At 65.1% G+C, this 22,605-nt stretch carries 24 protein-coding genes and 1 other RNA gene; 10 read left to right on the top strand and 15 right to left on the bottom strand.

Features of this window, described 5'->3' with window-relative positions; translation table 11 throughout:
- Positions 1–14: 14 nt before the first annotated feature.
- Positions 15–111, bottom strand: an RNA gene (gene ffs, locus H9529_RS12355) — signal recognition particle sRNA small type.
- A 286-nt stretch (positions 112–397) separates the two neighbouring features.
- Here ffs and H9529_RS12350 point away from each other — a divergent pair.
- A complete protein-coding gene (locus H9529_RS12350) occupies positions 398–712 on the top strand; it encodes a hypothetical protein (protein WP_092884688.1) in 315 nt (104 codons plus the stop codon).
- A gap of 108 nt (positions 713–820) precedes the next feature.
- On the opposite strand, the gene H9529_RS12345 is transcribed toward H9529_RS12350, so the two are convergent.
- The 4 genes from H9529_RS12345 to H9529_RS12330 form a co-directional block, all read right to left on the bottom strand.
- Positions 821–1,318: a copper chaperone PCu(A)C gene (locus H9529_RS12345; RefSeq protein WP_092884686.1), complete on the bottom strand. Its 498-nt coding sequence runs from the start codon at positions 1,316–1,318 to the stop codon at positions 821–823.
- A gap of 39 nt (positions 1,319–1,357) precedes the next feature.
- The gene (locus H9529_RS12340; RefSeq protein WP_092884684.1) at positions 1,358–1,714 is read right to left on the bottom strand and encodes a DUF2946 family protein; all 357 of its coding nucleotides are present in this window, start codon (positions 1,712–1,714) and stop codon (positions 1,358–1,360) included.
- Between the two features lie 99 nt (positions 1,715–1,813).
- Positions 1,814–2,428, bottom strand: coding sequence for an enoyl-CoA hydratase/isomerase family protein (locus H9529_RS12335; protein WP_092884682.1), 615 nt, complete (start codon positions 2,426–2,428; stop codon positions 1,814–1,816).
- The gene (locus H9529_RS12330) at positions 2,425–3,186 is read right to left on the bottom strand and encodes an SDR family oxidoreductase (RefSeq protein WP_092885347.1); all 762 of its coding nucleotides are present in this window, start codon (positions 3,184–3,186) and stop codon (positions 2,425–2,427) included. Before H9529_RS12330 ends, H9529_RS12335 begins: the two co-directional genes overlap by 4 nt.
- A 215-nt stretch (positions 3,187–3,401) precedes the next feature.
- Here H9529_RS12330 and H9529_RS12325 point away from each other — a divergent pair, with 215 nt between their 5' ends.
- Positions 3,402–4,922, top strand: coding sequence for a DUF2125 domain-containing protein (locus H9529_RS12325; RefSeq protein ID WP_092884680.1), 1,521 nt, complete (start codon positions 3,402–3,404; stop codon positions 4,920–4,922).
- A gap of 28 nt (positions 4,923–4,950) precedes the next feature.
- Here H9529_RS12325 and H9529_RS12320 read toward each other — a convergent pair whose 3' ends face one another.
- From H9529_RS12320 to H9529_RS12310, 3 genes are all read right to left on the bottom strand, one after another.
- Complete coding sequence (locus tag H9529_RS12320) at positions 4,951–5,163, bottom strand: hypothetical protein (protein WP_092884678.1); 213 nt, start codon at positions 5,161–5,163, stop codon at positions 4,951–4,953.
- 93 nt (positions 5,164–5,256) lie between these two features.
- Positions 5,257–5,700, bottom strand: coding sequence for a MerR family transcriptional regulator (locus H9529_RS12315; RefSeq protein WP_223814160.1), 444 nt, complete (start codon positions 5,698–5,700; stop codon positions 5,257–5,259).
- A 113-nt stretch (positions 5,701–5,813) separates the two neighbouring features.
- A complete protein-coding gene (locus tag H9529_RS12310) occupies positions 5,814–6,185 on the bottom strand; it encodes a MerR family transcriptional regulator (protein WP_092884676.1) in 372 nt (123 codons plus the stop codon).
- 140 nt (positions 6,186–6,325) lie between these two features.
- Between H9529_RS12310 and H9529_RS12305 the strand changes: the two genes are divergently transcribed.
- From H9529_RS12305 to H9529_RS12295, 3 genes are read left to right on the top strand one after another with little or no spacing between them, the layout of a single operon-like run.
- Positions 6,326–6,778, top strand: coding sequence for a PaaI family thioesterase (locus H9529_RS12305; protein WP_092884674.1), 453 nt, complete (start codon positions 6,326–6,328; stop codon positions 6,776–6,778).
- Entirely contained in the window at positions 6,775–7,296 is a 522-nt protein-coding gene (locus H9529_RS12300; RefSeq protein WP_092884672.1) for a PaaI family thioesterase, read from the top strand. The genes H9529_RS12305 and H9529_RS12300 overlap by 4 nt, the downstream gene beginning before the upstream one ends.
- Positions 7,289–8,641 (top strand): MATE family efflux transporter, encoded by a 1,353-nt coding sequence (locus H9529_RS12295; protein ID WP_092884670.1) that lies wholly within the window; start codon positions 7,289–7,291, stop codon positions 8,639–8,641. The genes H9529_RS12300 and H9529_RS12295 overlap by 8 nt, the downstream gene beginning before the upstream one ends.
- Here H9529_RS12295 and H9529_RS12290 read toward each other — a convergent pair.
- A complete protein-coding gene (locus H9529_RS12290) occupies positions 8,601–9,635 on the bottom strand; it encodes a quinone-dependent dihydroorotate dehydrogenase (RefSeq protein ID WP_092884668.1) in 1,035 nt (344 codons plus the stop codon). The two genes, H9529_RS12295 and H9529_RS12290, sit on opposite strands and share 41 nt — an antisense overlap.
- 23 nt (positions 9,636–9,658) lie before the next feature.
- On the bottom strand, positions 9,659–9,997 hold the full coding sequence (locus H9529_RS12285) for a DUF952 domain-containing protein (protein WP_092885343.1): 339 nt from the start codon (positions 9,995–9,997) through the stop codon (positions 9,659–9,661).
- A gap of 320 nt (positions 9,998–10,317) precedes the next feature.
- On the opposite strand from H9529_RS12285, the gene H9529_RS12280 reads away from it, so the two are divergent.
- The gene (locus tag H9529_RS12280; protein WP_092884666.1) at positions 10,318–11,523 is read left to right on the top strand and encodes a glycosyltransferase family 4 protein; all 1,206 of its coding nucleotides are present in this window, start codon (positions 10,318–10,320) and stop codon (positions 11,521–11,523) included.
- Positions 11,524–11,584: 61 nt separating this feature from the next.
- On the opposite strand, the gene H9529_RS12275 is transcribed toward H9529_RS12280, so the two are convergent.
- From H9529_RS12275 to H9529_RS12265, 3 genes are all read right to left on the bottom strand, one after another.
- Positions 11,585–13,024, bottom strand: a complete 1,440-nt coding sequence (locus tag H9529_RS12275) for an aldehyde dehydrogenase family protein (RefSeq protein ID WP_092884664.1) — start codon at positions 13,022–13,024, stop codon at positions 11,585–11,587.
- A gap of 131 nt (positions 13,025–13,155) precedes the next feature.
- A complete protein-coding gene (locus H9529_RS12270) occupies positions 13,156–13,440 on the bottom strand; it encodes a DUF6525 family protein (RefSeq protein WP_223814159.1) in 285 nt (94 codons plus the stop codon).
- A 1-nt stretch (position 13,441) separates the two neighbouring features.
- Positions 13,442–14,653 (bottom strand): GTP-binding protein, encoded by a 1,212-nt coding sequence (locus tag H9529_RS12265; protein ID WP_092884662.1) that lies wholly within the window; start codon positions 14,651–14,653, stop codon positions 13,442–13,444.
- A gap of 313 nt (positions 14,654–14,966) precedes the next feature.
- On the opposite strand from H9529_RS12265, the gene H9529_RS12260 reads away from it, so the two are divergent.
- The 4 genes from H9529_RS12260 to H9529_RS12245 all read left to right on the top strand — a co-directional run bounded on the left by H9529_RS12260 (position 14,967) and on the right by H9529_RS12245 (position 20,154).
- Positions 14,967–15,959 carry an extracellular solute-binding protein gene (locus tag H9529_RS12260; protein WP_092884660.1) on the top strand — a complete coding sequence of 331 codons (993 nt, stop codon included), beginning with the start codon at positions 14,967–14,969 and terminating at the stop codon, positions 15,957–15,959.
- A gap of 86 nt (positions 15,960–16,045) precedes the next feature.
- Positions 16,046–17,551 carry an ABC transporter permease gene (locus H9529_RS12255; protein WP_092885339.1) on the top strand — a complete coding sequence of 502 codons (1,506 nt, stop codon included), beginning with the start codon at positions 16,046–16,048 and terminating at the stop codon, positions 17,549–17,551.
- Between the two features lie 2 nt (positions 17,552–17,553).
- Entirely contained in the window at positions 17,554–18,642 is a 1,089-nt protein-coding gene (locus H9529_RS12250) for an ABC transporter ATP-binding protein (RefSeq protein WP_218132081.1), read from the top strand.
- Positions 18,643–18,912: 270 nt separating this feature from the next.
- On the top strand, positions 18,913–20,154 hold the full coding sequence (locus H9529_RS12245; protein ID WP_176846791.1) for a lytic murein transglycosylase: 1,242 nt from the start codon (positions 18,913–18,915) through the stop codon (positions 20,152–20,154).
- Positions 20,155–20,187: 33 nt separating this feature from the next.
- Here the strand turns inward: H9529_RS12245 and crtC are convergent, their stop codons facing one another.
- Together crtC and crtD are read right to left on the bottom strand one after the other, a co-directional pair.
- Positions 20,188–21,060, bottom strand: a complete 873-nt coding sequence (crtC, locus tag H9529_RS12240; protein ID WP_092884658.1) for a carotenoid 1,2-hydratase — start codon at positions 21,058–21,060, stop codon at positions 20,188–20,190.
- 41 nt (positions 21,061–21,101) lie between these two features.
- Positions 21,102–22,559, bottom strand: a complete 1,458-nt coding sequence (gene crtD / locus H9529_RS12235) for a 1-hydroxycarotenoid 3,4-desaturase CrtD (RefSeq protein WP_092884656.1) — start codon at positions 22,557–22,559, stop codon at positions 21,102–21,104.
- Between the last annotated feature and the right edge of the window lie 46 nt (positions 22,560–22,605).

Here is a 22,605-nt window from a genome sequence, read left to right as displayed (position 1 = left end):
AGGGGGGAGAGCAGGGTGAGAGGCTGGACAGCGACCCGAATGATAATTGCTGCGGCTGCTTCCTTCCGGACCTGACCGGGTTCACAAGGCATTCGCCCGCGCCAACCTCTCATCTCGGCAGATAAGCCCCTGAAAAACGTTTTGCAACCCGGAAAGCGGGTTCCGCGCTGCCGTTTGCCTGCGAATCGCAGGGTAGATGCTGGGAAGCTTCGCACCTCAAACACCGGTTTGGCCGCGGGTTTCTGCCCCGTTCAGCACCATACCAGGCCGGATGATGCGCACCGCTGTACAGCTGGCGCAGAATCAGTGGCGGTTTTCCCCATATTCGCATATGATCTGTTAACGTTACTCCCCGAAGATGGTGGGCAAACCACCACATCGCAAACCTGAGGCAGACATGAAAAACCATATCCTTGCAGTTACATTTGCAACGCTTAGCGCGGCGATGGCCCCAACTTTTGCCGCCGCCGGGCCAATCGAGAACGCCTGCAACAGTTCGGAGCGGCCGCAGGCGCACCGCGCGCTCTGCCGGTGCATCGATTCAATCGCTGACATGACGCTGACCCGGTCGGAACAACGCCAGGTCGCGCGGTTCTTTTCCGATCCGCAACGCGCACAGGATGTGCGCATGTCGAAAACCACCCGTGATAATGAGCTTTGGGCACGCTACCGCGCCTTTGGCGATCTGGCTGAAGCACGCTGCGCGGGTTGATGCGCGCCGACTGAGCAACCTTGGCTGATCCCAGAAAATGCGCCGCCCCTGATGCAGGGGCGCTACCCGGCGGGCCAATGCGGACCGCCGGGAAAGGTGCGTTGCGCGTCAATTGTGCCCTGAATGTCCACCGGAATGCATGGCTTCAGGCTGCATGGTCGGGGCATCGGGCGTCCGCTCCAGATCGACGGGGATGTCGAAGCTGACTTCGCCGAATGTCTCGAACACCAGCGTCACATTTACCACGTCGCCATGTGACAGGGATTCGGTCAGCCCCATGAACATCACATGGTCGCCGCCACGGGCCATGGCGTGTTCCCCACCTGCCGGGAGGGCGATACCGTCCTCCAGCTCGGTCATGCGCATCACGCCGTTCGCATCCTCGATATGAGAATGAAGTTCCACCCTCTCGGCCGCGTCCGAGCGTGCGCCGATCAGACGGTCATCGACGTCGCGGTGATTCTCGATCACCATGAAGGCCGCACCGGATTGCGCCATGGGTGTGCTGACGCGCATATAGGGGTCTCGCAGGGCGAAACCGTCATGGGCCAGCGCGGGCAGCGCAAGAAGTGCCGCGCTGGCGGCGAGAAGTGCAGATCGTAGCATTGTATTCATCCTGTCAGCTATTTGTTCGTTCAAGTCGGTTCATGCAAAACCGCTGACAGGGGGCGCGCGGGCGCGCAGGTCGCAAAACGCGCGGCTGAAGCCGGTGAACGCGCCCGGCGGTGGCTGCATCACGCCGATCAGGCGGCTTTCACCCACCGCGCCCAGGACGGTGCCGGGCGGCAGATCGGCAGCGGCAAGGCACAGCGGGCACAGATGCACGGGGCCGACCGGATTGCCGTCGGCGTCCAGCGTGATCGTCTCTAACCCCACCGAGGTACAGATCACCACCGTCATGCCAGCCGCCGCTTGCTGACGCGCAACCGCCATCGACACGCTGGTCGCGGCAAGGACGAGGGCCAGCAACAGGCCGGAACAAAGGCGGGCAACAGGGTTCATACCCGGCGTTCTAGCAAGCGGCGGGTTGATGGAAAAGGCCGTTATCGCCGCAGGCATCCCCCCGAACTGGCGCTTCTGCGGGTCAGCCGGATCCGCAGCTTACCGGATCATCGCCTTGATTGCCGCCAGATGCGTGGGGTCTGCGTTCTGCACCGATGTGGACAGCGCAAGCGCCTCGGCCATCAGCGCGTCAGGCGGGGCGATACCGTCGATCAGGCCCCAGTCCAGCGCCTGCGCGGCGTCGATGCGTTGCCCGGCCAGCAGGAGCAGTTTCGTGCGGGCAGGCCCGATCAGCGCGACCATGCGCCCGGGATCCGACGGTTGCGGCATCACCCCGCGCGCCACCACCGGGTAGAAGAACTTGGCCGATGGCACCGCCAACCGCGTGTCGCAGGCAAGCGCCATGCCAAAAGCCCCGCCTGCCAGCGTGCCGTTCAGCGCCGCGACCGTCAGGCAGGGCAGCGCGACCAGGGTGGCCGACACCTCTTCCCACAAGGGGTCGGTGGCGAGGCCGGTGGCTGCCTCGGCCAGATCGGCCCCGGCGCTGAAGACCGGGCCGTTGCCGGTCAGAATCAGGGCGCGGAGGGCATGGTCGTGCGCGCTTTGCAGCACCTGCAACAGATCAGCCAGCGCCGCACGGGTCAGGGCATTCGCCTTGTCTGGCCGGTTCAGCGTAACGGTCCAGAGCGTGCCGGTGCGCCCGACCTCGATCACGCACCCAACTCCAACCGCTTTCGGATCAGGGGATCGCGCAGCGAAACCTCGCGCCCGATCCAGTCATCGGCATCGGGCGTCGCCATCCAGGCCAGCGCGCGGGCGGGCCATTCCGGCGGAATATGCGCGGACCAGTCCAACTGGCTGACCGCATTGATGCCGCTATCGCGGATGGCGGCCTGCATGTCGGTCGCCACAGTGCCCGGTGACAGGCTGAGGGTGCGGATGCCCGCCCCCCGCGCCTCGACATCCGCGACGCGGGTCAGCATCCAGGCCCCAGCCTTCGAGGTACAATAGGCCCCCCAGCCTTCCAGCGGGTTGTAGGCCGCACCTGACCCGACGGTGATGATGGTGCCACCGCCCGCAGCGATCATCCCCGGCAACGCAGCGCGCATCCCGTGGAAGACGCCCTTGATGTTCACGTCGATCAGGCGGCCCCACGCCTCGGGGTCGGCCTGCGCCAGCATCGAGATCGGGTCGATCATGCCCGCATTGTTGATCAGCACATCCAGCCGCCCGTGGGCCGCGACCATAGCGTCGACCGCTGCAGCCACCTGCGCGTAATCGGCCACGTCACAGATCAGCGCCTTGCCGCCGGTTTCAGCCGCCACAGCGTCCAGCGCGGCGCTGGCGCGGCCCACCAGCCCCAGGTGCGCACCCGCCCCGGCGAAAACCCGCGCAGCATCGGCACCAATGCCCCGGCTTGCCCCTGTAATCAGCACGGATTTCCCGGCCAGCGCTGTCAGATCCACGCCCATGACGTCCCCCAATTTTCCAGTTCCCTTGTTCCCGATTTGGGCACGGGCTATGTCGCAGTCCGTTGTTTTCAGGCATTTTCCATTGTCGAACTGCCCCAACGCCGCACCCGGCCCCCGCAGCATATCGCGACACTGTTAAGCTGACCAGCCATTCCACGCTTGACGCCTGCGCGCCATCGGCGGACACTTACGCCAAATTGAGACAGGAGGGCTGCATGCAAGTCATCACGAACACCACGGCACGGGTATTTTACATGGCGGCAGCGCTGTCGCTGGCAGGCAGCGGCGCGGCGCTGGCCGATCTGACCCATAAACAAGTATGGGAGGGCCTGCGGGAATGGAGCCTGGCATTCGACCAGTTGGCGGCCGCAGAAACCGCACTGGTCGAAGGCGACACGCTGGTATTGACTGCGGTAACCATGACCTCGGACGCCGATGGAACACGCACGGTATTCAGCATCCCCGAAATGCGTCTTCAGCAGGTCGATGCAGATAGCGTCACCATCACCATGTCGGAAACCGGCGACATTCGCAGCACATCCGAGGCACGGCCCTTCGTGCCCGCGACCGATGCGACCCTGCGTCTGGACCTGAGCAATACACAGATCACGGCGACCGGCGCCCCCGAACAGATGGCATTCGCCTCACGCTCGGACGAGATCGTACTGACGCTGGAATCGCTGACCCAAGACGGCGTGGCGAAGGATGTCAGCTTTGAAATGTCATTTGCCGATCTGGCAGAGGACAGCGTGCTGACGCTGAATGAGGGTGTGGGCTTCACCTCGGATTCAAGGGTCGGGGCCATCGCTATCAGCGGTGCGGGGTCCGCAGCCGAGGGAGAGAGTGGCCAGTTCGAGGGCCAGATCAACGGGTTCGGCGTCACCGCGTCGATGGAAAACGCACAACTGGTTGGCGAAAGCGACACCCTGACCGCTGCGGCACTTGAAGCGGGCTTTGCCTTTGATGCCAATGTCGGCAGCGAAAGCAGCCAGTTCAGTTTCGCGCAGGAAGACTTCATGGGCACCAGCACCGGGAATGTCTCGATGGGACCTTCGGGCTTTGGTTTCGCGATGGGCGGCACCAACATGGCAATGGACATCGAACTGAGCGCGCTGGACATTGAGGGCACCTCGCCCATGTCGCCCGCGCCGATTGATTACGCACTGGACGAGTTGTCGTTCAGCATCGACATGCCCATGGTTGCCACCCCCGACGCGGTGCCTTTCAGCGCCGGACTGCGGATGTTGGGCGTGACCTTGGGGGATGAATTCTGGTCAGTCTTCGACCCATCCGCCGCCGTGCCGCGCGATCCGGCGTCGATCATCGTCGCCCTCAGCGGAATGGGGCGCTGGGACACCGACATCATGGAAGACGAAGCCATGGACGGTGAAGCGCCGGGCGGCGAGGTGGAAAGCCTGGCAATCAATGAGTTGGCTATGAGCGTCGGCGGCGCCGAATTAACCGGCGAAGGCGCGTTTACCTTCGACAATGACGACCTGACCACGTTTGACGGCATGCCCCGCCCTGAAGGCCGGATGGGCCTGACACTGCGCGGCGGGCAATCCTTCATGAACGCGCTGGTGGCGGCGGGCATGCTGCCGCAGGAACAGGCGTTCTTTGGCCAGATGATGCTGGGCGCGCTGGCCCAGGCCGCGGGCGAAGATTACTACGTCAGCGAGATCACAGTAACCGAGGATGGCCGCGTGCTGGCAAACGGTCAGCCGCTGCCGTTCTGATCGCTGCAGAACCTTCGGCGGGGGCGCGCTACCTCTTGCGCGCCTCCAGTTCCGAGTTGAACAGCCGCAGCCGGTGGCCCAGATTGTCGTGGTGCATGATGCTGTCGAAATGTTCAAACAGGAACGACAGCGCCTCGCCCTCATCCAGCCCGGCCTCGGTGGCAAAGCGTTTCAGGCGGCGATAACCGTCTTCTGACATCGCGACCGGAAAGCGGCGGGTCAGGCGCAGTCGTTTGGGCATGGGGCTTCCTTTGCGGTCGTGGCGGCAACGATCCCCGGCATTGTCGCAAACCCGGCGCGGCAAAGTCCATCGCCTTCTTGCGGCACAGAGGCCCTATCGCGCTGCGACCGGACCGGCGGTGTGGGCCCGGTGCAGGACATCCGCCGCCCATGCCAGTTCGCGCTGCAACTCGGCAATCGCGCCGTCCAGCGCGGCGCGCTGACGCTGCATATCGGCCAGCCGCGCCTCGGCCAGCGCACGGGTGCGGCGCAACTGCTTCATTTCACGGTCGTCACGGTCATACATGTTGAGCAACTGGCGAATGTCCTCCAGCGCGAAACCGAAGCGTTTACCGCGCAAGATCAGCTTCAGCCGGGCAGATTCGCGCCGCGTGTAAAGCCGCTTTTGCCCCTGGCGAATGGGCGACAGCAATTCGCGCGCTTCATAGAAACGCAAGGTGCGCGGGGTGACGCCAAAGGCTTCACACATGTCGCGGATGGTTCGGGTGCCCGTGCCGGCGCCCGTACCCATGTCGGTGTCGGATTTGGTTGGCTGCATCACTGCCTCGGTGGTTCAGGAATGTTGTCGGCGGCCCCTTTAAAGTTGACGCGAACCCAAGGCAAGGGCCGCACGCACCGCGCGACGTTCGGGCGCAGCATTCCGCGCAACGCTCAGCCGGTGATTTGGCCCAAGGCCTCTCGCCTTACCTTGTGCAGGTCCTGCAAGGCTGCGGCCACCGCCGCGCGCTGCTGCTCCAACACCGCGATCTGCCGGTCCGCCATGGCAACGAATTCACGCAACTGCGCCTCTGAGCCTTCGGATTGATACAATTCCAGCCATTGGCGGATTTCCTCCAGGCTGAAGCCAAACTGCTTGCCCCGCAGGATCAACTTCATCCGCGCCAGTTCGCGCGCGCCATAAAGCCGGTTGCGCCCGTCTTTGCGGGGCTGCAACAGCTCGATGTATTCATAATAGCGCAGGGTCCGGGGGGTGACATCGAACCTTGCACACATCTCCTTGAAGCTGATCGGCAGATCGGACACGGCGCACACTCCTGATCAATGCGGCAGACCCTAAAGGGTTGTGCGGCGCTGTGCAATCTGTGCCCGTCCCCGGCAAACCGGCGCTTGCCCTTTCGCAACCGATTGTCCACAAAAGGCATAGCCGAGCCAAAGGTTGTCCCATGCCAGACCTGTCACCCCATCCGCCGCAAACCCGGCCCGAGGATTTCATCGCAGCGCTGCCGCATGCGCAGGCCCTGGGGCTGCGACTGGACCAGATCGGCGACGGATTTGCCACGATCAGCATGGCGTATGACCCACGTCTGATCGGCGATCCGGTCACACGCGTCATCCACGGCGGCGCGGTTTCGGCGCTGATGGACACCTGTTGCGGCGCCGCAGTGATGAGCTATCCTGGCGCAGCCACCACCGCCACGATCGACCTGCGCATCGACTACATGCGCGGCGCCACCCCGGGCCAGCGCATCACCGCGCGGGCGGAGTGCTACCATGTCACCCGGTCGGTTGCCTTCGTGCGCGTGACGGCCTCGGATGAGGACCAGACGCGCCCGGTCGCCACCGCAACGGGCGCCTTCACTTTCGCGCGCCAGACATCGGATGGAGATGAGGCATGAGCAGCCCTGCGCGCCCCGATCCAGTGCAGGTCGTCAAGCAGCGCCGAGATGGCGCGTTGAGCGCGCTGGTCGATGGCGTGCCTTATATCCGGTTTCTGGGTATCCGGTTTGAGCGTCTGGGCGATGAGCTGACAGCGATCCTGCCCTATGCCGACATGCTAATCGGCAACCCCCATTTGCCCGCGATCCATGGCGGCGTGACGGCGGCATTTCTGGAGGTCACGGCGATCATCCAACTGTCATGGGTGCATCTGTGGGACGATATGGAGGCCGGGCGGATCGACCCGGCATCGCTGGACCCCACGCACCTGCCACGAATGCCCAAGACGATTGATTTCACGGTGGATTACCTGCGTTCCGGCCTGCCGCGCGACGCCTATGCCCGCGCAAGGGTCAACCGCGCGGGCCGCCGCTATGCCAGCGTGCAGGTAGAGGCGTGGCAGGACAACCGCGACCGCCCCTTCGGGCAGGCAGTGGGGCATTTCCTGATGCCGCAGCGGGGCGGTCGTGATGGCTGACAGCGTGGTCGGACCGCTGGCCCACCGCCGCGTCCTGAAAATCGCAGTGCCGATCGTGCTGGCCAATATCAGCGTGCCGATCCTGGGCATCGTCGATACCGGTGTGGTGGGGCAGATGGGTGCCGCCGCCCCCATCGGCGCGGTGGGGCTGGGCGCGATCATCCTTGCGTCAGTCTACTGGATCTTCGGGTTCCTGCGCATGGGCACGTCGGGCCTTGTGGCGCAGGCTGTGGGCGCGGGCGACACGGCCGAAAGCGGTGCGATCTTGATGCGTGCTCTGATGATCGGCGTGGCGGCGGGCGTGGTCATGATCGTCGGGCAGGGCCTGCTGGTGGCACTGGCGTTTCGCCTTGCCCCTGCCAGTGCCGAGGTAGAGTCGCTGGCCCGCGACTACCTGACCATCCGCATCTGGGGGGCGCCTGCCACCATTGCACTTTATGCCGTCACCGGCTGGCTGATCGCGACAGAGCGCACCAGCGCTGTGCTCCTGCTACAGTTGTGGATCAACGGGCTCAACATCGTGCTGGACCTGTGGTTCGTGCTTGGCCTTGGCTGGGGCGTCGAGGGCGTCGCGGTGGCCACGCTGTGCGCCGAATGGACGGGGGTCGCCTTCGGCCTCTACCTCTGCCGCGCGGCTTTTGCGGGCGATCAATGGCGTGACTGGGCGCGGGTCTTTGACCGCGCGCGGCTAAAGCGCATGCTGTCAGTCAACAGCGACATCATGCTGCGCACCGTGGCGCTGCAAGGGGCCATGACCTCGTTCCTGTTCACCGGGGCGGGATTTGGCGATGTGACACTGGCCGCCAATCAGGTGCTGATGCAATTTCTGGCCCTCGCGGCCCATGCGCTGGACGGTTTCGCCTTTGCCGCTGAAACCCTGATCGGGCAGGCGGTGGGGGCGCGATCCTACAACGCCCTGCGCCGCGCCGGGGTACTGACCAGCATCTGGGGCATTGGCGTGGCAGTGGTGATGGCGGCGGGGTTCTGGCTGTTCGGCCCGCTGATGATCGACGCCATGGCGCGCGACGCCGAGGTGCAGGCGGCGGCGCGGATCTTCCTGCCCTATGTGGTGGCGGCAACCTTGCTGAGCGTCGCTGCCTATATGCTGGACGGCATCTTCATCGGCGCGACAGAAACGCGGGTGATGCGCAATGCGATGGCGCTGTCGGTGGCGATCTATGCCGCAGCGGTCTGGCTGATGGTGCCCGTCTGGGAAAACCACGGGTTGTGGCTTGGTTTTCTGGTGCTCTCCATCGCGCGGGCGGTCTTGCTGGGACTGGCCTATCCGGGGTTGGAGCGGCGGGTCATAGCCAGTCCTGCCGCCCTGTCCCCACGGCATCCGTGACCGAGGCATAACCGTCAGCCTGCAGCAACGCGTCCAGTTCGCGGACAATCCGCGCTGTTAGCGACAGACCATCATAGACCAGCGCTGAATAAAGCTGCACCGCGGACGCGCCCGCCCGGATCTTCGCATAGGCCTGCGCGCCGGACCCTACACCACCGACACCGATCACCGGCATCGCGCCGTCCAGCCGCAGCGACAGTTGCGCCAGAAGGCGGGTCGACCGCGCAAACAGCGGCGCGCCCGAAAGCCCGCCAGCCTGCGCACGATGCGTAGATGTCAGGCCGTCGCGGTCCAGCGTCGTGTTGGTGGCGATGATCCCGTCGATCCCCGCATCAACCGCTACGCGGGCCAGATCGTCCAGTTCTGCCGGTGTCAGATCAGGTGAAATCTTCAGGAACAGCGGGATGGGGCGGGGCAGGCCCGCCCGCGCCTCCAGCACCCGGGCCAGCAGAGCGGCCAGCGCCGCAGGGCCCTGCAATTCCCGCAGTTTCTCGGTATTGGGGGAAGAGACATTGACCGTGGCGAAATCCACCAACGCGCCGCAGCGGTGCAGAACGGTGGCAAAATCACCCGCGCGGTCGTCGCTGTCCTTGTTCGCACCCAGGTTCAGCCCGACAACCAGCCCCTTCGGGCGGCGTGCCAGCCGGGGGGCAATGGCCTCGGCCCCGTCGTTGTTGAAACCGAAACGGTTGATGACAGCGCGGTCTTCCGTCAGCCGGTACAGCCGGGGGTGGGCATTACCGCCTTGCGGGCGCGGGGTGGCAGCACCCACTTCGACAAAGCCGAAGCCCGCGCGCGACAGGCCATGCAGCGCGGTGGCGTTCTTGTCGAACCCCGCCGCCAGCCCGACCGGGTTGGGCAGGTCCAGCCCGGCCAGTTGCACGCGCAGCCGCGCATTCGTCACCAAGGGCACGCGCGGGGCCAGGCCGCCACGCAGCGCCAACAGCGCCGCGCCATGGGCGCGTTCCGGGTCCAGCAGGCGCAGCGCCTTCATTCCCAGCGCCTCAAGCCCCCCGCTCAAATCATGTCCCGTGGGAAAATATGGCCCGCTGCACCCAGCGGCAGCGAGGTATCCCAGACCACCGCCGATATCGGCAGCGCCGCATAAAGATGCGGGAAAAGCGCACCATCGCGCGCAGGCTCCCAGACCAGTGCGGCGCCCAGCTTATCGGGATCGACCGCCACCAGCACCAAGTCTGATTCATCTGCGAAGTGCTTTGCCGCCGTGGCCACCACCTGTTCGGTGGTGGAGAAATGGATATACCCGTCGCTCAGGTCAATGGGCGCGCCCAGCGTCTGCCCTGACTGGCGCAGGCTGTCCCATTCGGGGCGGCGAAAGATCTTGTAAATAACCATGGCGATGCTGATGCCAAATGCGCCGGGTTTGGTCAATGGGCGTTTGCGGCAGGGGCGCTGAACTTGGTCGTGCCGGGTGAAGCAGGCGGGCTGGCACGCCGGGGGGGCAACAAGCAAGAAAAAGCGCCGCGTTGCAAGATCCGCCCAGACACGATGCAGAGCACATTCTCAGCGCCGAATTGGGCGGCCTTCGCAATACCTTACCCCAGCCAATGTTCAAAAGTCCTGTCCAATGGCCCGAAAATTGCCATAAGGCTGTGGAATGCCCCCTCAGAACCCGGGCCCTTCCCGGTACGGGCCACGCAATACGGAGCGACCCCATGCGCATCGGTTATCTGATGAACACCTATCCGATCACCTCGACCACCTTCATCCGGCGAGAGATGGCGGCGCATGAAGCGATGGGCACCGAGGTAATGCGCTATGCGATCCGCCCCTGGGCAGAACCGCTCGTCGATCCCGCCGATCAGGCGGAGATCGCGCGCACACAATATCTTTTGATCGGCCAGGATACCGGGCTGATCCGGCGCTTTCTGGCGGAACTGCTCCGCAACCCACTGCGCGTGCTGCCAGGCCTGTGGATGATGCTGCGCATGATGGCGGCAGCGGGCGGGCAAGTTGTGGCGCATTGCGCCTATCTGCTGGAAGCCGTGTCGCTGCTGCAACGCACGAGGCGCGACGGCATCCACCACATTCACACGCATTTCTCCACCAATTCGGCAGGCGTGGCGATGCTGTGCCATTCTATGGGCGGGCCGGGCTACAGCTTTACCGCGCATGGGCCAGATGAATTCGTGAACCCGGCGCAATCCTCGCTGGCGATGAAGATCGCGCGGGCGCGGTTTGGCGTGGCGATCACCGAATTCGCGCGGGTCCAGCTGGCGCTGGCGGGTGGCATGGCGCATTGGGAAAAGCTGCATGTGGTGCGCTGCGGTGTCGATCCGGCAGAATTTACGCCCGAAGGGGCCGGGTTCAACGGCGCGCCCTTCGTCTGCGTCGGGCGGCTGTGCCCGCAAAAGGCGCAAGTGTTGGTTGTCCGCGCGCTGGCGCAGGTGGTGCAGAACCACCCGAAGGCACAGCTGATCCTGATCGGCGACGGTGAAACGCGGGCAGAGGTCGAGGCCGAGGTCACCCGCGCCGGGCTGTCGGGGCATGTGCAGTTGCTGGGATGGCAAAGCAATGCGCAGGTGCGCGCGCATCTGGCAGGCGCACGGGCGCTGCTGCTGCCCAGTTTCGCCGAAGGGCTGCCGATTGTCATCATGGAAGCGATGGCGATGGGGCGGCCGGTGATTTCCACCTATATCGCGGGTATCCCCGAACTGCTGAATGCCGATTGCGGCTGGATCATCCCGGCGGGGTCGGTCGATGCGATTGCGGGCGCGATGGAAGCCGCGTTGCACGCGCCCGAGGGCGAGCTGGAGGCGATGGGGCGCGAAGGGCGTCGGCGGGTCAGTGACCTGCATGACGTCACGCAAAACGCCGCACAGTTGCGGGCGCTGTTTTCGGAGGCAATTGTGGCGGGGTAAGCGCGGGCAGGATCTTGCCCGCGCATCGGTTGTGCCCTGGGACCGGTCGGCCCCTAAGGTGTCAGGCGCCGGTGTCCCAGGCGGAAATCGACTTGACCTCCAGGAAATCCTCGATCCCCCAGATGCCGCCTTCGCGCCCATTGCCGGATTGTTTCATCCCGCCAAAGGGCGAGCCCGCGCCCCGGCTTTTGCCGTTCATCTCGACCATGCCGGACCGCAGTTGCCGCGCAACGCGGTTGCGGCGCGCGCCATCTTGCGACTGGACATAGTTGGTCAGGCCGTAAGGGGTGTCATTGGCGATGCGGATCGCCTCATCCTCGGTGCCGAAGGGGATCATCGACAACACGGGACCAAAGATCTCTTCGCGCGCGATGGTCATGTCGTTGGAGACATCGGCAAAGACTGTGGGGCGGACGAAATAGCCCCGGTTCAGCCCGTCAGGCCGCCCGACACCGCCGGTGACGAGCCGCGCGCCCTCATCGATACCCTTCTGAATCAGTCCCTGGATCTTGTCGAACTGCGCCGCGCTGACCACGGGGCCGATATGTTTGCCAGCCTCGACGCTGGACCCCACGCGGATCGACTCGGCGGTTTTGCGGGCGGTTTCCACCGCGGCGTCATAGATGTCGCGCTGCACCAGCATCCGGGTGGGAGCGTTGCAGGACTGCCCCACGTTGTTGAAGCAATGCGCCACGCCCCTGCTGACTGCGGCCTCATCGGCATCGGCAAAGACGATATTCGCGCCCTTGCCGCCCAGTTCCAGATGCACACGCTTCAGCGTTTCGGCGGCAGCCTTGGAAATCGCAATGCCCGCGCGGGTCGACCCGGTGAACGAAATCATGTCGATATCAGTATGCGAGGAAAGCTGCGTGCCCACCCCCGGCCCGTCGCCATGCACCATGTTGAACACACCCGCAGGCGTACCCGCGTCATGCAGGATCTCAGCCCAGATGATCGACGACAGCGGCGCCACCTCCGAGGGTTTCAGCACCATGGTGCAGCCGGCCAGCAGCGCCGGAATGACCTTCAGCGTCACCTGATTCATCGGCCAGTTCCACGGCGTGATCAGCCCGCAGACCCCGACAGCCTCCTTGATGATCCGATCGTTGGGTGCGTGGTCGCCTAAGGGCGCGTCGAATTCCACCTGATCAAAAGCGGCGATGAAATTGGTGATATGCGAAGTACCCGCCCCCACCTGCGAGCTGCGGGCAAAGTCGATGGGCGCGCCCATTTCCAGGCTGATCGCCTGCGCCATATCCTCGGCGCGTGCCTTGTAGACCTCCAGCACACGGCGGACGAGGGCGAGGCGGTCGGCAGGGTCGCTGTGCATCCAGCCCGGCAGCGCTGCACGCGCCGCCGCGACCGCTGCATCGGTATCGGCCTGACCGCCCAACATGATGGTCGCACAGACCTCTTCGGTCGACGGATTGATGACATCAAGCGGGTTCTGCGCCGCAGGGGCGGTCCACGCGCCGTTGATGTAGAATTTATCTGTCTGCATGGTTTTGCTCCTCAACAGGGTTGAGGATTTGTGGCACCCAAGCGCGGCAGGTGCAAGGGGCAGTGCCGACGGTACCCGATAGCGGGCGGCACGCCCTTGGCCGGGCGCTGCACTGCGCCGATTGTCCACCGTCAGCCCGCGCGGCACGCAACCGCCGCCTGCGGATGGCGCGCGCCCCAGATACGGCGGGCGTCCCGAGCGATCGCGCGCGCCTGCGCGGCGTCCAGCGCAGCGCGGGCGCGGGCCGGGTCACCCCCGGCCTGCCGCAACGCCTTGTGCCACAATTTCAGCGCCGAAGCCGGGGACCACGGCAGCGCCGCATCGTGCAACCAGCGGCGCAGGTCGGGCGGCAGCCGGTCGAAGGCTGCCATCGGGCTGGCACGGCGGCGCAGCGTGGAAACCGTATTGCCCCGCATGTCACGCAGCCTTGCGCCCGCCCCATTGCGGGAACGGATCGGGCAGCGCCCGCCAGGCATCGGGCGTGAAATCGGCGGCATCGACCAGGCAGGCATCCAGCGCGGCGGTCAGGGTCGCGCGGTCCATGCCCGCGCCGATGAACACCAGTTCCTGGCGCCGATCGCCCCAGGGCTCCACCCAGTGTTCGCGCATCTGCGCCAGCATGTCGGGATGGTCGGGCCAGCGGTCGCGCGGGACGGCTGCCCACCAGCCGCCCAGGGGCGTCACCGATGACAACGCACCCGCCAGCGAGAATTCGGCAACCCAATTGGGCCGCGTGGCCAGCCAGAAATGCCCCTTGGACCGGATGACCCCCGGCAGGTCGCCGTTCAGAACCGCGTGGATTTTCACCGGATCAAACGGCGCGCGTGCCCGGTAAACGAAAGAGGACACGCCGTATTCCTCGGTTTCCGGTACATGATCGGCAAAGCCGTAAAGCTCTTGCGCCCACAGCGGATGTTCATGCGCGCGGTCAAAATCGAAGAGCCCGGTATCAAAAATCGCAGCGCCATCGACGCGGCTGTTGTCTGTCTCGATCAACTTTGCGCCCGGGTTAAGCGATTTGATGATCTTGCGCGCGGCGTCCACCCGTTCGGGGCCCGCGTCGCTGACCTTGTTGAGGATGATGACATCGGCGAATTCGATCTGATCAGTCAACAGATGCACCAGCGTGCGTTCATCCCCCTCGCCCATCACCTCGCCCCGGTCGGACAGGAAATCATGGCTGGAGAAATCCTTGAGCAGGTTGAACGCATCCACCACCGTGACCATGGTATCCAGCCGCGACACGTCGGACAGGCTATCGCCCGCCTCATCACGGAAATCGAAGGTTGCGGCGACGGGCAGCGGTTCGGATACCCCGGTGGATTCGATCAGCAGATAATCAAACCGTCCTTCAGTCGCCAGTTTACGGACCTCTTGCAGCAGGTCGTCGCGCAGAGTGCAGCAGATACAGCCGTTCGACATTTCGACCAGCGTTTCCTCAGAACGCTTGAGGTCGACACCCGCGTTGACCAGATCGGCGTCGATATTCACTTCGGACATGTCATTGACGATCACCGCGACGCGGCGGCCCTCACGGTTGTTCAGGACATGATTCAGAAGGGTAGTTTTGCCTGCGCCAAGAAAGCCCGACAAAACTGTGACCGGAAGACGTGGGTGCATAGGGGGCATGGGTTCGACCTGTTATGTGATACTATAACACATATATCGCACAGCTCCGCTTCGGGTGCAAGGGCGCGCCAAGACCCAAAAAATGCTCTGGCAGGGTGCAGATCACCGGAAGGCAATCGGGCGATGCAGATGCGGCGCTGAGCCGTCAGACAGCGGGGCCAAAATATCTTGACTAAAGATGTAGGGTATAATATCCGACGAACTTAGTAGGGATTACGCCTTTCCGGCACCGGCAGTCGCGCCCGTCGCTCGGTATCGCAACACGCTTCCTGCATTGAATAACGTCTGCTCGACGCATATTGAAAGGATCAACATGACCGTTCTTCGCACCTCTGTTCTCGCTCTCTCAACGCTGGCCGCCACGCCGCTGGCTGCCGATGTCACACTGTATTCCGGGCGGGGCGAAACGCTGGTAGCTCCGATCATCGCGGCCTTCACCGCCGATACCGGGATCGAGGTAAACGTGCGCTATGCCGGCACCGCCGAATTGGCGATCCTGTTGCAAGAAGAGGGCGATGCCTCGCCCGCCGACGTGTACTGGGCGCAAGACGTGGCCGCACTGGGCGCCGTGAAGGGCCAGTTTGCCGATCTGCCCGCCGAGACGCTGGAAAAGGTCGATGCCGTTTACCGCGACGCTGATGGCAAATGGATCGGCACCTCGGGCCGTGCCCGCGTGGTCGCCTATTCCCCCGAACGTCTGAGCGCGGAAGAGCTGCCCGCCACCATGACCGACATGACCGATCCGATGTACAAGGGCCGGATCGCGCTGCCGCCCACGAACGGGTCATTCGTCGCCCATGTCGCCGCCCTGCGCGTGGCTACCAGCGACGAAGCTGCGCTGGAATGGCTGCAAGGCATCGCCGCGAATGAACCGATCATCGTGCGCAACAACACCGCCGCCTATCAGGCAATCGCGGATGGCGAAGCCGATATCGCCATGACCAACAACTACTACCTCGGCCGTTTCCTGGCCGCCGATGCGGAATTCCCGGTCGCCCAGACCTCGTTCAGCGAAGCAGGCGACATCGGCAACCTGATGATGCCCGCAGGCGTCGGCGTGTTGGAAAGCAGCGACAACAAGGAAGAGTCGATCGCCTTCATCAACTACCTGCTGAGCGACGGCGCGCAGCAATACTTCACCGGCAATGTGTATGAATACCCAGTGACGGGTGTGGGAATCGTGCCCGTAGCAGGCATGGGGCAGAGCTTCAGCGACGCCGTTGCCGCCGCGCCGGAATTCGACGTTAACTCCCTTACCGATCTGGAAGGCACCATCGCCCTGATCCGGGAGGCCGGCTTGCTTTGAGCGCCAGCACCACCACTTTCCCGGGCCGCCGACTTCCGGCGGCCCGCGTGATTTTTTCAAGCCTCGGTCTTCTGACCGGGGTTTTGATGCTTTTGCCCCTCAGCTATCTGGTCCTGCGCGCGTCCGAGGCAGATTTCGCCACCATCTGGGCGCTGATCATGCGCCCGCGCACCGGGCAACTGATCGTCAATACCGCAGCGCTGGTGGCAGGGGTGCTGGTGCTCAGCACCTTCATGGCGCTGCCGCTGGCATGGCTGGTCAGCCGCACCAACCTCAAGGCACGCCGCGTCGTCAATGTGCTGGTGGTGCTGCCGCTAGCGGTGCCGGGCTATGTGATGGCCTATGCGCTGATCGGGTTGGCGGGAAACTACGGTTTTCTCAACCAGATTTTCGGCGTCACCCTGCCGCGCCCGCAGGGCTGGTGGGGCGCCACCCTGGCACTGTCGCTTTATACATTCCCCTACCTGTACCTCAACCTGCGCGCCGCCTTCAGCGGGCTGGATGCCAGCCTTGAGGAATCGGCCCGCGCGCTGGGTGCTACCCCGCGCGAAGTGTTCCTGCGCGTCACCCTGCCCCACCTGCTGCCCGCGCTGGGTGCCGGATGGCTGGTGGTGGGCCTCTATGTGCTGGGCGATTTCGGCGCAGTGGCGTTGATGCGATATGATGTCTTCTCATCTGTCATCTACACCCAATATTCGGTGGCGTTTGACCGGCTGTATGCCAGTTGGCTGGCGCTGATGCTGATCGCCATCGCGCTGAGCGTTGTTTGGTGGGAAAGCCGCCTGCGCGAGGGCGCGCATTATGCCCGCACCGGATCGGGCAGCGGGTCGGGACCGCGCCGCGTGCGGCTGTCCCGTGGCGGGCAGATCGCAGGCTGGGGCTTTGTTGCCTTGGTTGTCACCGCCTCCATCGGATTGCCGGTGGCGGTGCTGACCTTTTGGATGACGCGCTCGCCGGTTGGCCCGGTGCTGCCGGACCTGTTGCAGGCCTTCGGGCAATCGCTGTCGGTCGCAGTGCCTTCGGCAGCGCTGGCGGCGGCGCTGGCGCTGCCCATGGCGGTGCTGGCAGTGCGCTATCCCTCGCGGCTGTCGACCTTCATCAATCGCATCGGCTTTGTCGGCTATGCCGTGCCACCGCTGGCCTTCGCGCTGGCCTTCGTCTTTTTCTCGCTTCAGGGCGCGCAGTTCCTGTACCAGACCTACGCGCTGCTGATCATGGTCTACGCCCTGAACTTCCTGGCGTTGGCGCTGGGGCCGATCCGCTCGGCGCTTTATCAGTCCCGGCCGTCGGTCGAAGAGGCTGCGCGCGCCCTGGGCTACAGCGGCCCGGCCACGTTCTGGCATGTGACGCTGCCCACCATCCGCCCCGGCGTGATCGCGGGCATGGTGCTGGTCTTTGTCATCGCCATGAAGGAACTGCCGATCGCCTTCCTTCTGTCACCCACCGGGTTCCGGCCGCTGGCGATCACCATGTTCTCGCGCACATCCGAAGGCATGCTGGTCGATGCCGCGCCCTATGCCGCAGCCATCATCGCGTTTTCTGCGGTTTTCGTCGGCTTCGTTTTGCGGCATGACCGTAAGGCCGGGAGTTAGCCATGAACCAACTGCACAAGACCCTGACCTTCAAGATGCCCGCCGAGGCAAGCCCGCTGGGCTATCGCCCCAAGCCCTTCAAGGTGCTGTTGGAGGTATCGCAGCTGCATCGCCGCTTCACGCCCGAGGCCGCGCCCGCCGTGGAACGCGTCAGTTTCACCTTGGGTGAGGGGGAATTGCTGGCGTTGCTGGGCCCCTCGGGCTGCGGCAAGACCACCACGCTGCGGATGATCGGCGGGTTCGAGGCGCCCGATGCCGGCACAATCACCCTGCGCGGCCGCGACATCACCCGCCTGCCCCCCGAACAGCGCGGCATCGGCTTCGTGTTTCAGGACTACGCGCTGTTTCCACATCTCAACGTGCTGGACAACGTAAAATTCGGCCTGCGGCAGATGACCAGACCTGACGCCATCGCGCGGGCCGAGGAAATGCTGGCGCTGGTCGGGCTGACGGGGCTGGGCCGCCGCCGCCCGCATGAGCTGTCGGGCGGACAGCAACAGCGCGTGGCGCTGGCGCGCACGCTCGCGGTGGCGCCGCCCTTGATCTTGATGGATGAACCGTTTTCGAACCTCGATGCAGCCATGCGGGTGGAAACCCGGCAAGAGGTGCGCAAACTGCTGAACAACGCGGGCTCTGCCGGGATTTTGGTAACCCACGATCAGGAAGAAGCGATGGCCATGGCCGACCGCATCGCGGTGATCGAGGCCGGGCGCGTCGTGCAGATCGGCACCCCCGATGAGATCTACCGCAACCCGGTCAGCGCCTTCGTGGCCAGCTTCCTGGGCCGTTCGAACATCTTGCAGGGTACCGCGAATGGCATGAATGTCACCACTGCCTTCGGCAATCTGCCGCTATCGCGCGCTGCAAACGGGGCCGTGCAACTGGCGGTGCGCCCCGAACAGATCATGCTGGACGCCGACCCCGACGGCGCCGCTTCGGTCGTGGGGCGAGAGTTCCGGGGCCACGATCAACTGTATTGGGTGCAGGAGGGAGAGCGGTGCATGCTGGTCATCTCTGGCCCCGGCGCAACACTGGCGATTGGAGAGCGTGTGCGCATGCGGATCTGCGACTGCGTGGTGCCGCTCAGCTGACTGGGATGTACGGGAGGGGGCCGCTTGCACCCCGCTTTCCTTGCTACAACCGGCGAAAAGCGCCGAGGCGTGACATCACCGCTTTGCGGCATGCCGTCATCGCGTTAGGGTTGCGGCACATGACCTGTCTGGCACCCGACTGACTTCGCAGCGGGCGACGGGGCGCGCGGAAATCCGTGCGGGCAGGCGGGCGTCAGCCCGCTTCGCGGGGTCGGGCGCAAAACGGCAATCCTGGGGGACTTCATGCGCGGCTGGGGCAAGATCATGCTGATGACGACAATGCTTGCCCCCGGATGCGTGGGGGCCAATGTCGAACGGTCTCCGCGGCCCGACGCCCGGCCCGACGCCCGGCCAGACACGCGCCCCGAAACACGCGTCAGCACCGCGCCGCAAGCCACCAGCTTTGGCGCGTGGCAAAGCGCCTTCCGCCCCCGGGCCCGCGCGGCCGGGATCAGCGCGGACGTGTTGGATCGCAGCCTGCGCACCACCGCCTACCTGCCGCAGATCATCCAGCTGGACCGCGCCCAATCGGAATTCGCCCGCCCGATCTGGGATTATCTGGACGGCGCGGTATCAAACGCGCGCATCCGTGACGGCCGCGCAGCACTGCAGCGCCACGCCGACCTCTTGTCGCGGATCGAGGCGCGCTACGGCGTCGCGCCCGAAATCATCGTCGCAATCTGGGGGCTGGAAAGCGGCTATGGCGCGAACCGGGGCAGCACCCATACCCTCAGCGCGCTAGCGACCCTGGCTTATGAGGGGCGGCGCGCAGCGTTCTTCGAGGCACAGCTGATCGCCGCCCTGCGGATCATCGAGGGCGGCGAGGTCACGCCTGACCGAATGATCGGATCCTGGGCAGGCGCGATGGGGCATACGCAGTTCATGCCCGAAAGCTATATGGCCCATGCGGTGGATTTCACGGGCGACGGGCGGCGCAATGTCTGGTCGGACGCGCCTGCAGACGCGCTGGCTTCCGCTGCTGCCTATATCGCAGAATCGGGCTGGACGCGGGGCCAGCCCTGGGGGGTTGAAGTCTTGCTGCCCGCAGGTTTCGACAAGATGCTGTCGGCCGCGCCCCGGCCGGTGTCCGAATGGCGGCGGCTGGGGCTGACCCGCGCGGCGGGCGGCACTTTGCCCGACGCCGCCCGTGCCCGGCTGATGTTCCCCGCAGGCGCGCGCGGTCCGGCGCTGCTGGCCTATGACAATTTTGCCGCGCTGAAGGAATACAACATATCAGACGCCTATGTGATCGCCGTGGGGCATCTGGCCGACCGGCTGGCGGGCGCGGGGGCGTTCCGCGCGGGCTGGCCACGCGACGACCGGCCCCTGTCACTGTCAGAACGGACCGAAGTGCAGCGCCGCCTGAATGCGCTGGGATATGACACGGCGGGAATCGACGGGCGCATCGGCCCTGCGACAATGGCTGCGGTGCAGGCTTTCCAGCAATCCGCCGGCCTGTTGCCCGACGGCTATGTCACCCCAGAGGTGCTGGAGAGACTGCGCCGCCGGTAGAACAGCGCGCTGCCTCAACGTCGTAAAATGGCGTCACCTCCCCGCGGGCCAGCCCCGGCGGCGCGGCACTTTCACCGCCAGCATCGGCTTCAGCAAGGGCGAGCGGAAGCGGTCCAGATCCAGCGCCTCATGCACGCCGGTGCAGACCTCGCCATGCAGACGGGTCTCTACCACGGACCGGGTGTAGAACGGTGCGTCCAGCATGGGTTTCACCTGCCGCGCCGGATGGCCCGGGTCGGCACGGGTTTCGCGCCGCACCAGCCAGCCAGATCGCCGCAAGGGTGCCTTTGGTGGCGCTGTGCGTTGCGTCACCGTCCCGTCGCGGTCTACATGCAGCGCAAGGCCAAGATCGGACCCATCGCGCCGCGTCGCATCATAGAACAGATGCGCCCCGTCGCGCGCCGCGAACCGCCCCCATGTCCAGTAGCTGAAATCATCTTCCAGTGCCGCCGTGCCAAAATTCGCGTCGAAATAGCCGTGGCCTTCCCACGACCAACCCTTGCGATCAATCTCGACCCGGATGCGCGACACTGGGGCAAAGGGCCGCCAGATATGGGTTCCCTGAGGTGTCAGCGCGGCCTCTACCCCTGTCAGCGCGGCGGGTGTCAGGGTAATACGGCCCTGCAGGCGCCCGGGATGCGGCAGCGTCGCCTCATCGAAATCAATCAACAGCGCATCGCCGTTCCAGTGCATCTGGCTGGGGCCGATCCGCAGCGTGTCGCCCGTTGTGTGCAGCGCAGCCGCCCCCCGGTCGGTCATGGTCCAGCGCCCACCGGGGCCATAGGTCACAACATTCATGCAGCAATGATCCGCCGGATTGCGCCGCCCCGACCAGCGATACCACGGCGAGAAGACCGAGCCGATGAACCCGATCACCGAAACCGCCCGCGTTCCGCAATCCGACACGCCATCGACATACCACCAGGCATAGCCGTTTGGCGGAACCTCTAGGTCAAACCAAGGTCGCGCATGATCGCCGCGGCCGCGTGCTGCCCGGATAAGGTCGCCATGGGCACCCCCGCCCCCGGATGCGCCCCGCCCCCCGCCAGATAGAGACGCTTCATCCGCGTCCGCGCCGTGGGGCGCTGAAACGCCGCCAGAAGCCCGTGTGGGCTGCGCCCGTAAAGGGATCCGTCCGACCCCGGGTGCAGCGCTGCGAACGCGCTCGGCGTGGTCAGTGCAGTCACCTCGGGCATCGGCGTGAAGGTCAGGCCGTGCCGGGCCAGATTGTCGAAGATCAGGGTCTGGCATAATGCGGCCTCGGTCGGTTCAGGGGGATGGCGGGTGGTGGGGGCGGCATTCATCACGATCTCAAACCGCGCGTGTTCCCCGTCATCTTGCTTGCAGACATAAAGCGTCGGATCGTCCGGCATCCGGTTGCGCAGGATCGGACCGAACTCTGCCGCCGGGTCATCGCCGAAAAACACGTTGTGATGCACCAGATCGTTGCGGTTCGCCGTGGCGGCGAACGCCCAGACATGGGCCGACAGACTGCGCCGCCGGGTGGCAGACCGTGGCAGCGCATGCCGCGGGGTCCAGCCCAGCAGCCCCCGCGCCAGCGCCTGCGGATCACCGTTGAACAGCGTGGCATCGACATCCATCTGGGCGCCACTCTCCAGCGTGATGCGGCGGCCATTGTCGGCAATCTCGGTCACACGCGAATTGTAGGACAATTGCGCACCCCGGTCGCCCGCCAGCCGCGCCATCGCCTGCGCCAGCCGGTGCATGCCGCCCTGCACGCGCCAGACGCCCGCCGCCTCTGCCTGCCAGATCAGCGACAGCACGGCAGGTGCGGCCCCAGGCACGCCACCCACATAGGTGGCATATCGCCCGAACAACTGCCGCAGGCGCGGGTCGGCAAATTGCGCCGCCAGTCGGCGCGCCAGCGTGGTGCGCGGCCCCAGCGCCCGCCATATGGCTGGCGTTGTGAGGGCATTCAGCGCGATGCGGCCCAACCGGGGCTTTGCCGCCTGCATCATCGGCGCGTCGAATGCAGCAAAAAGCGCGCGGGTCTCGGCGTGAAACGCCCGGAATTCCCGCGCTGCCTGCGCACCCGCGAAGGCGCCGATCGCATCAGCATCGGCCTGCATCGCGCCGGTCAGGTCCAGCATGCTGCAATCGCGCCAGAAATGCCGCGCCAGCAGCGGCTCACGCGTCAGGGTTACATGATCCTCCAGCAGCAAACCGACATCGGCAAACAATTGGTCGAACACGCCGCGCAGCGTCAGGACCGTTGGCCCGGCATCCACCGGGCCAAGCGCACTGGGCAGCGTGCGCATCTTGCCGCCCGGGCCCGGCTGTGCCTCCAGCACAGTGACGCGCGCGCCTGCATGCGCCAGACGCAAGGCCGCCGAGAGGCCGCCGAGACCTGCGCCAATGATGGCAATATGAGGCGTTTCATTCATTGTTCGGACCATAAAGTGTCAATTTGTATTTACAACTTAAATGTAT

The organism is Roseicitreum antarcticum, assembly GCF_014681765.1.
In the GTDB taxonomy this organism is placed as follows: domain Bacteria; phylum Pseudomonadota; class Alphaproteobacteria; order Rhodobacterales; family Rhodobacteraceae; genus Roseicitreum; species Roseicitreum antarcticum.
Note: the sequence above shows the minus strand (reverse complement) of the source record. Positions and strands in the feature narration are given on the sequence as shown.

What these genes read in the sequence shown, in the direction of transcription:
- H9529_RS12350 (WP_092884688.1), top strand. Translation starts at nt 398, where the DNA reads ATGAAAAACCATATCCTTGCAGTTACATTTGCAACGCTTAGCGCGGCG.
- H9529_RS12345 (WP_092884686.1), bottom strand. Translation starts at nt 1,318, where the DNA reads ATGCTACGATCTGCACTTCTCGCCGCCAGCGCGGCACTTCTTGCGCTG.
- H9529_RS12340 (WP_092884684.1), bottom strand. Translation starts at nt 1,714, where the DNA reads ATGAACCCTGTTGCCCGCCTTTGTTCCGGCCTGTTGCTGGCCCTCGTC.
- H9529_RS12330 (WP_092885347.1), bottom strand. Translation starts at nt 3,186, where the DNA reads ATGGGCGTGGATCTGACAGCGCTGGCCGGGAAATCCGTGCTGATTACA.
- H9529_RS12325 (WP_092884680.1), top strand. Translation starts at nt 3,402, where the DNA reads ATGCAAGTCATCACGAACACCACGGCACGGGTATTTTACATGGCGGCA.
- H9529_RS12320 (WP_092884678.1), bottom strand. Translation starts at nt 5,163, where the DNA reads ATGCCCAAACGACTGCGCCTGACCCGCCGCTTTCCGGTCGCGATGTCA.
- H9529_RS12315 (WP_223814160.1), bottom strand. Translation starts at nt 5,700, where the DNA reads ATGCAGCCAACCAAATCCGACACCGACATGGGTACGGGCGCCGGCACG.
- H9529_RS12305 (WP_092884674.1), top strand. Translation starts at nt 6,326, where the DNA reads ATGCCAGACCTGTCACCCCATCCGCCGCAAACCCGGCCCGAGGATTTC.
- H9529_RS12300 (WP_092884672.1), top strand. Translation starts at nt 6,775, where the DNA reads ATGAGCAGCCCTGCGCGCCCCGATCCAGTGCAGGTCGTCAAGCAGCGC.
- H9529_RS12295 (WP_092884670.1), top strand. Translation starts at nt 7,289, where the DNA reads ATGGCTGACAGCGTGGTCGGACCGCTGGCCCACCGCCGCGTCCTGAAA.
- H9529_RS12290 (WP_092884668.1), bottom strand. Translation starts at nt 9,635, where the DNA reads ATGAAGGCGCTGCGCCTGCTGGACCCGGAACGCGCCCATGGCGCGGCG.
- H9529_RS12285 (WP_092885343.1), bottom strand. Translation starts at nt 9,997, where the DNA reads ATGGTTATTTACAAGATCTTTCGCCGCCCCGAATGGGACAGCCTGCGC.
- H9529_RS12280 (WP_092884666.1), top strand. Translation starts at nt 10,318, where the DNA reads ATGCGCATCGGTTATCTGATGAACACCTATCCGATCACCTCGACCACC.
- H9529_RS12275 (WP_092884664.1), bottom strand. Translation starts at nt 13,024, where the DNA reads ATGCAGACAGATAAATTCTACATCAACGGCGCGTGGACCGCCCCTGCG.
- H9529_RS12270 (WP_223814159.1), bottom strand. Translation starts at nt 13,440, where the DNA reads ATGCGGGGCAATACGGTTTCCACGCTGCGCCGCCGTGCCAGCCCGATG.
- H9529_RS12265 (WP_092884662.1), bottom strand. Translation starts at nt 14,653, where the DNA reads ATGCCCCCTATGCACCCACGTCTTCCGGTCACAGTTTTGTCGGGCTTT.
- H9529_RS12260 (WP_092884660.1), top strand. Translation starts at nt 14,967, where the DNA reads ATGACCGTTCTTCGCACCTCTGTTCTCGCTCTCTCAACGCTGGCCGCC.
- H9529_RS12255 (WP_092885339.1), top strand. Translation starts at nt 16,046, where the DNA reads ATGCTTTTGCCCCTCAGCTATCTGGTCCTGCGCGCGTCCGAGGCAGAT.
- H9529_RS12250 (WP_218132081.1), top strand. Translation starts at nt 17,554, where the DNA reads ATGAACCAACTGCACAAGACCCTGACCTTCAAGATGCCCGCCGAGGCA.
- H9529_RS12245 (WP_176846791.1), top strand. Translation starts at nt 18,913, where the DNA reads ATGACGACAATGCTTGCCCCCGGATGCGTGGGGGCCAATGTCGAACGG.
- crtD (WP_092884656.1), bottom strand. Translation starts at nt 22,559, where the DNA reads ATGAATGAAACGCCTCATATTGCCATCATTGGCGCAGGTCTCGGCGGC.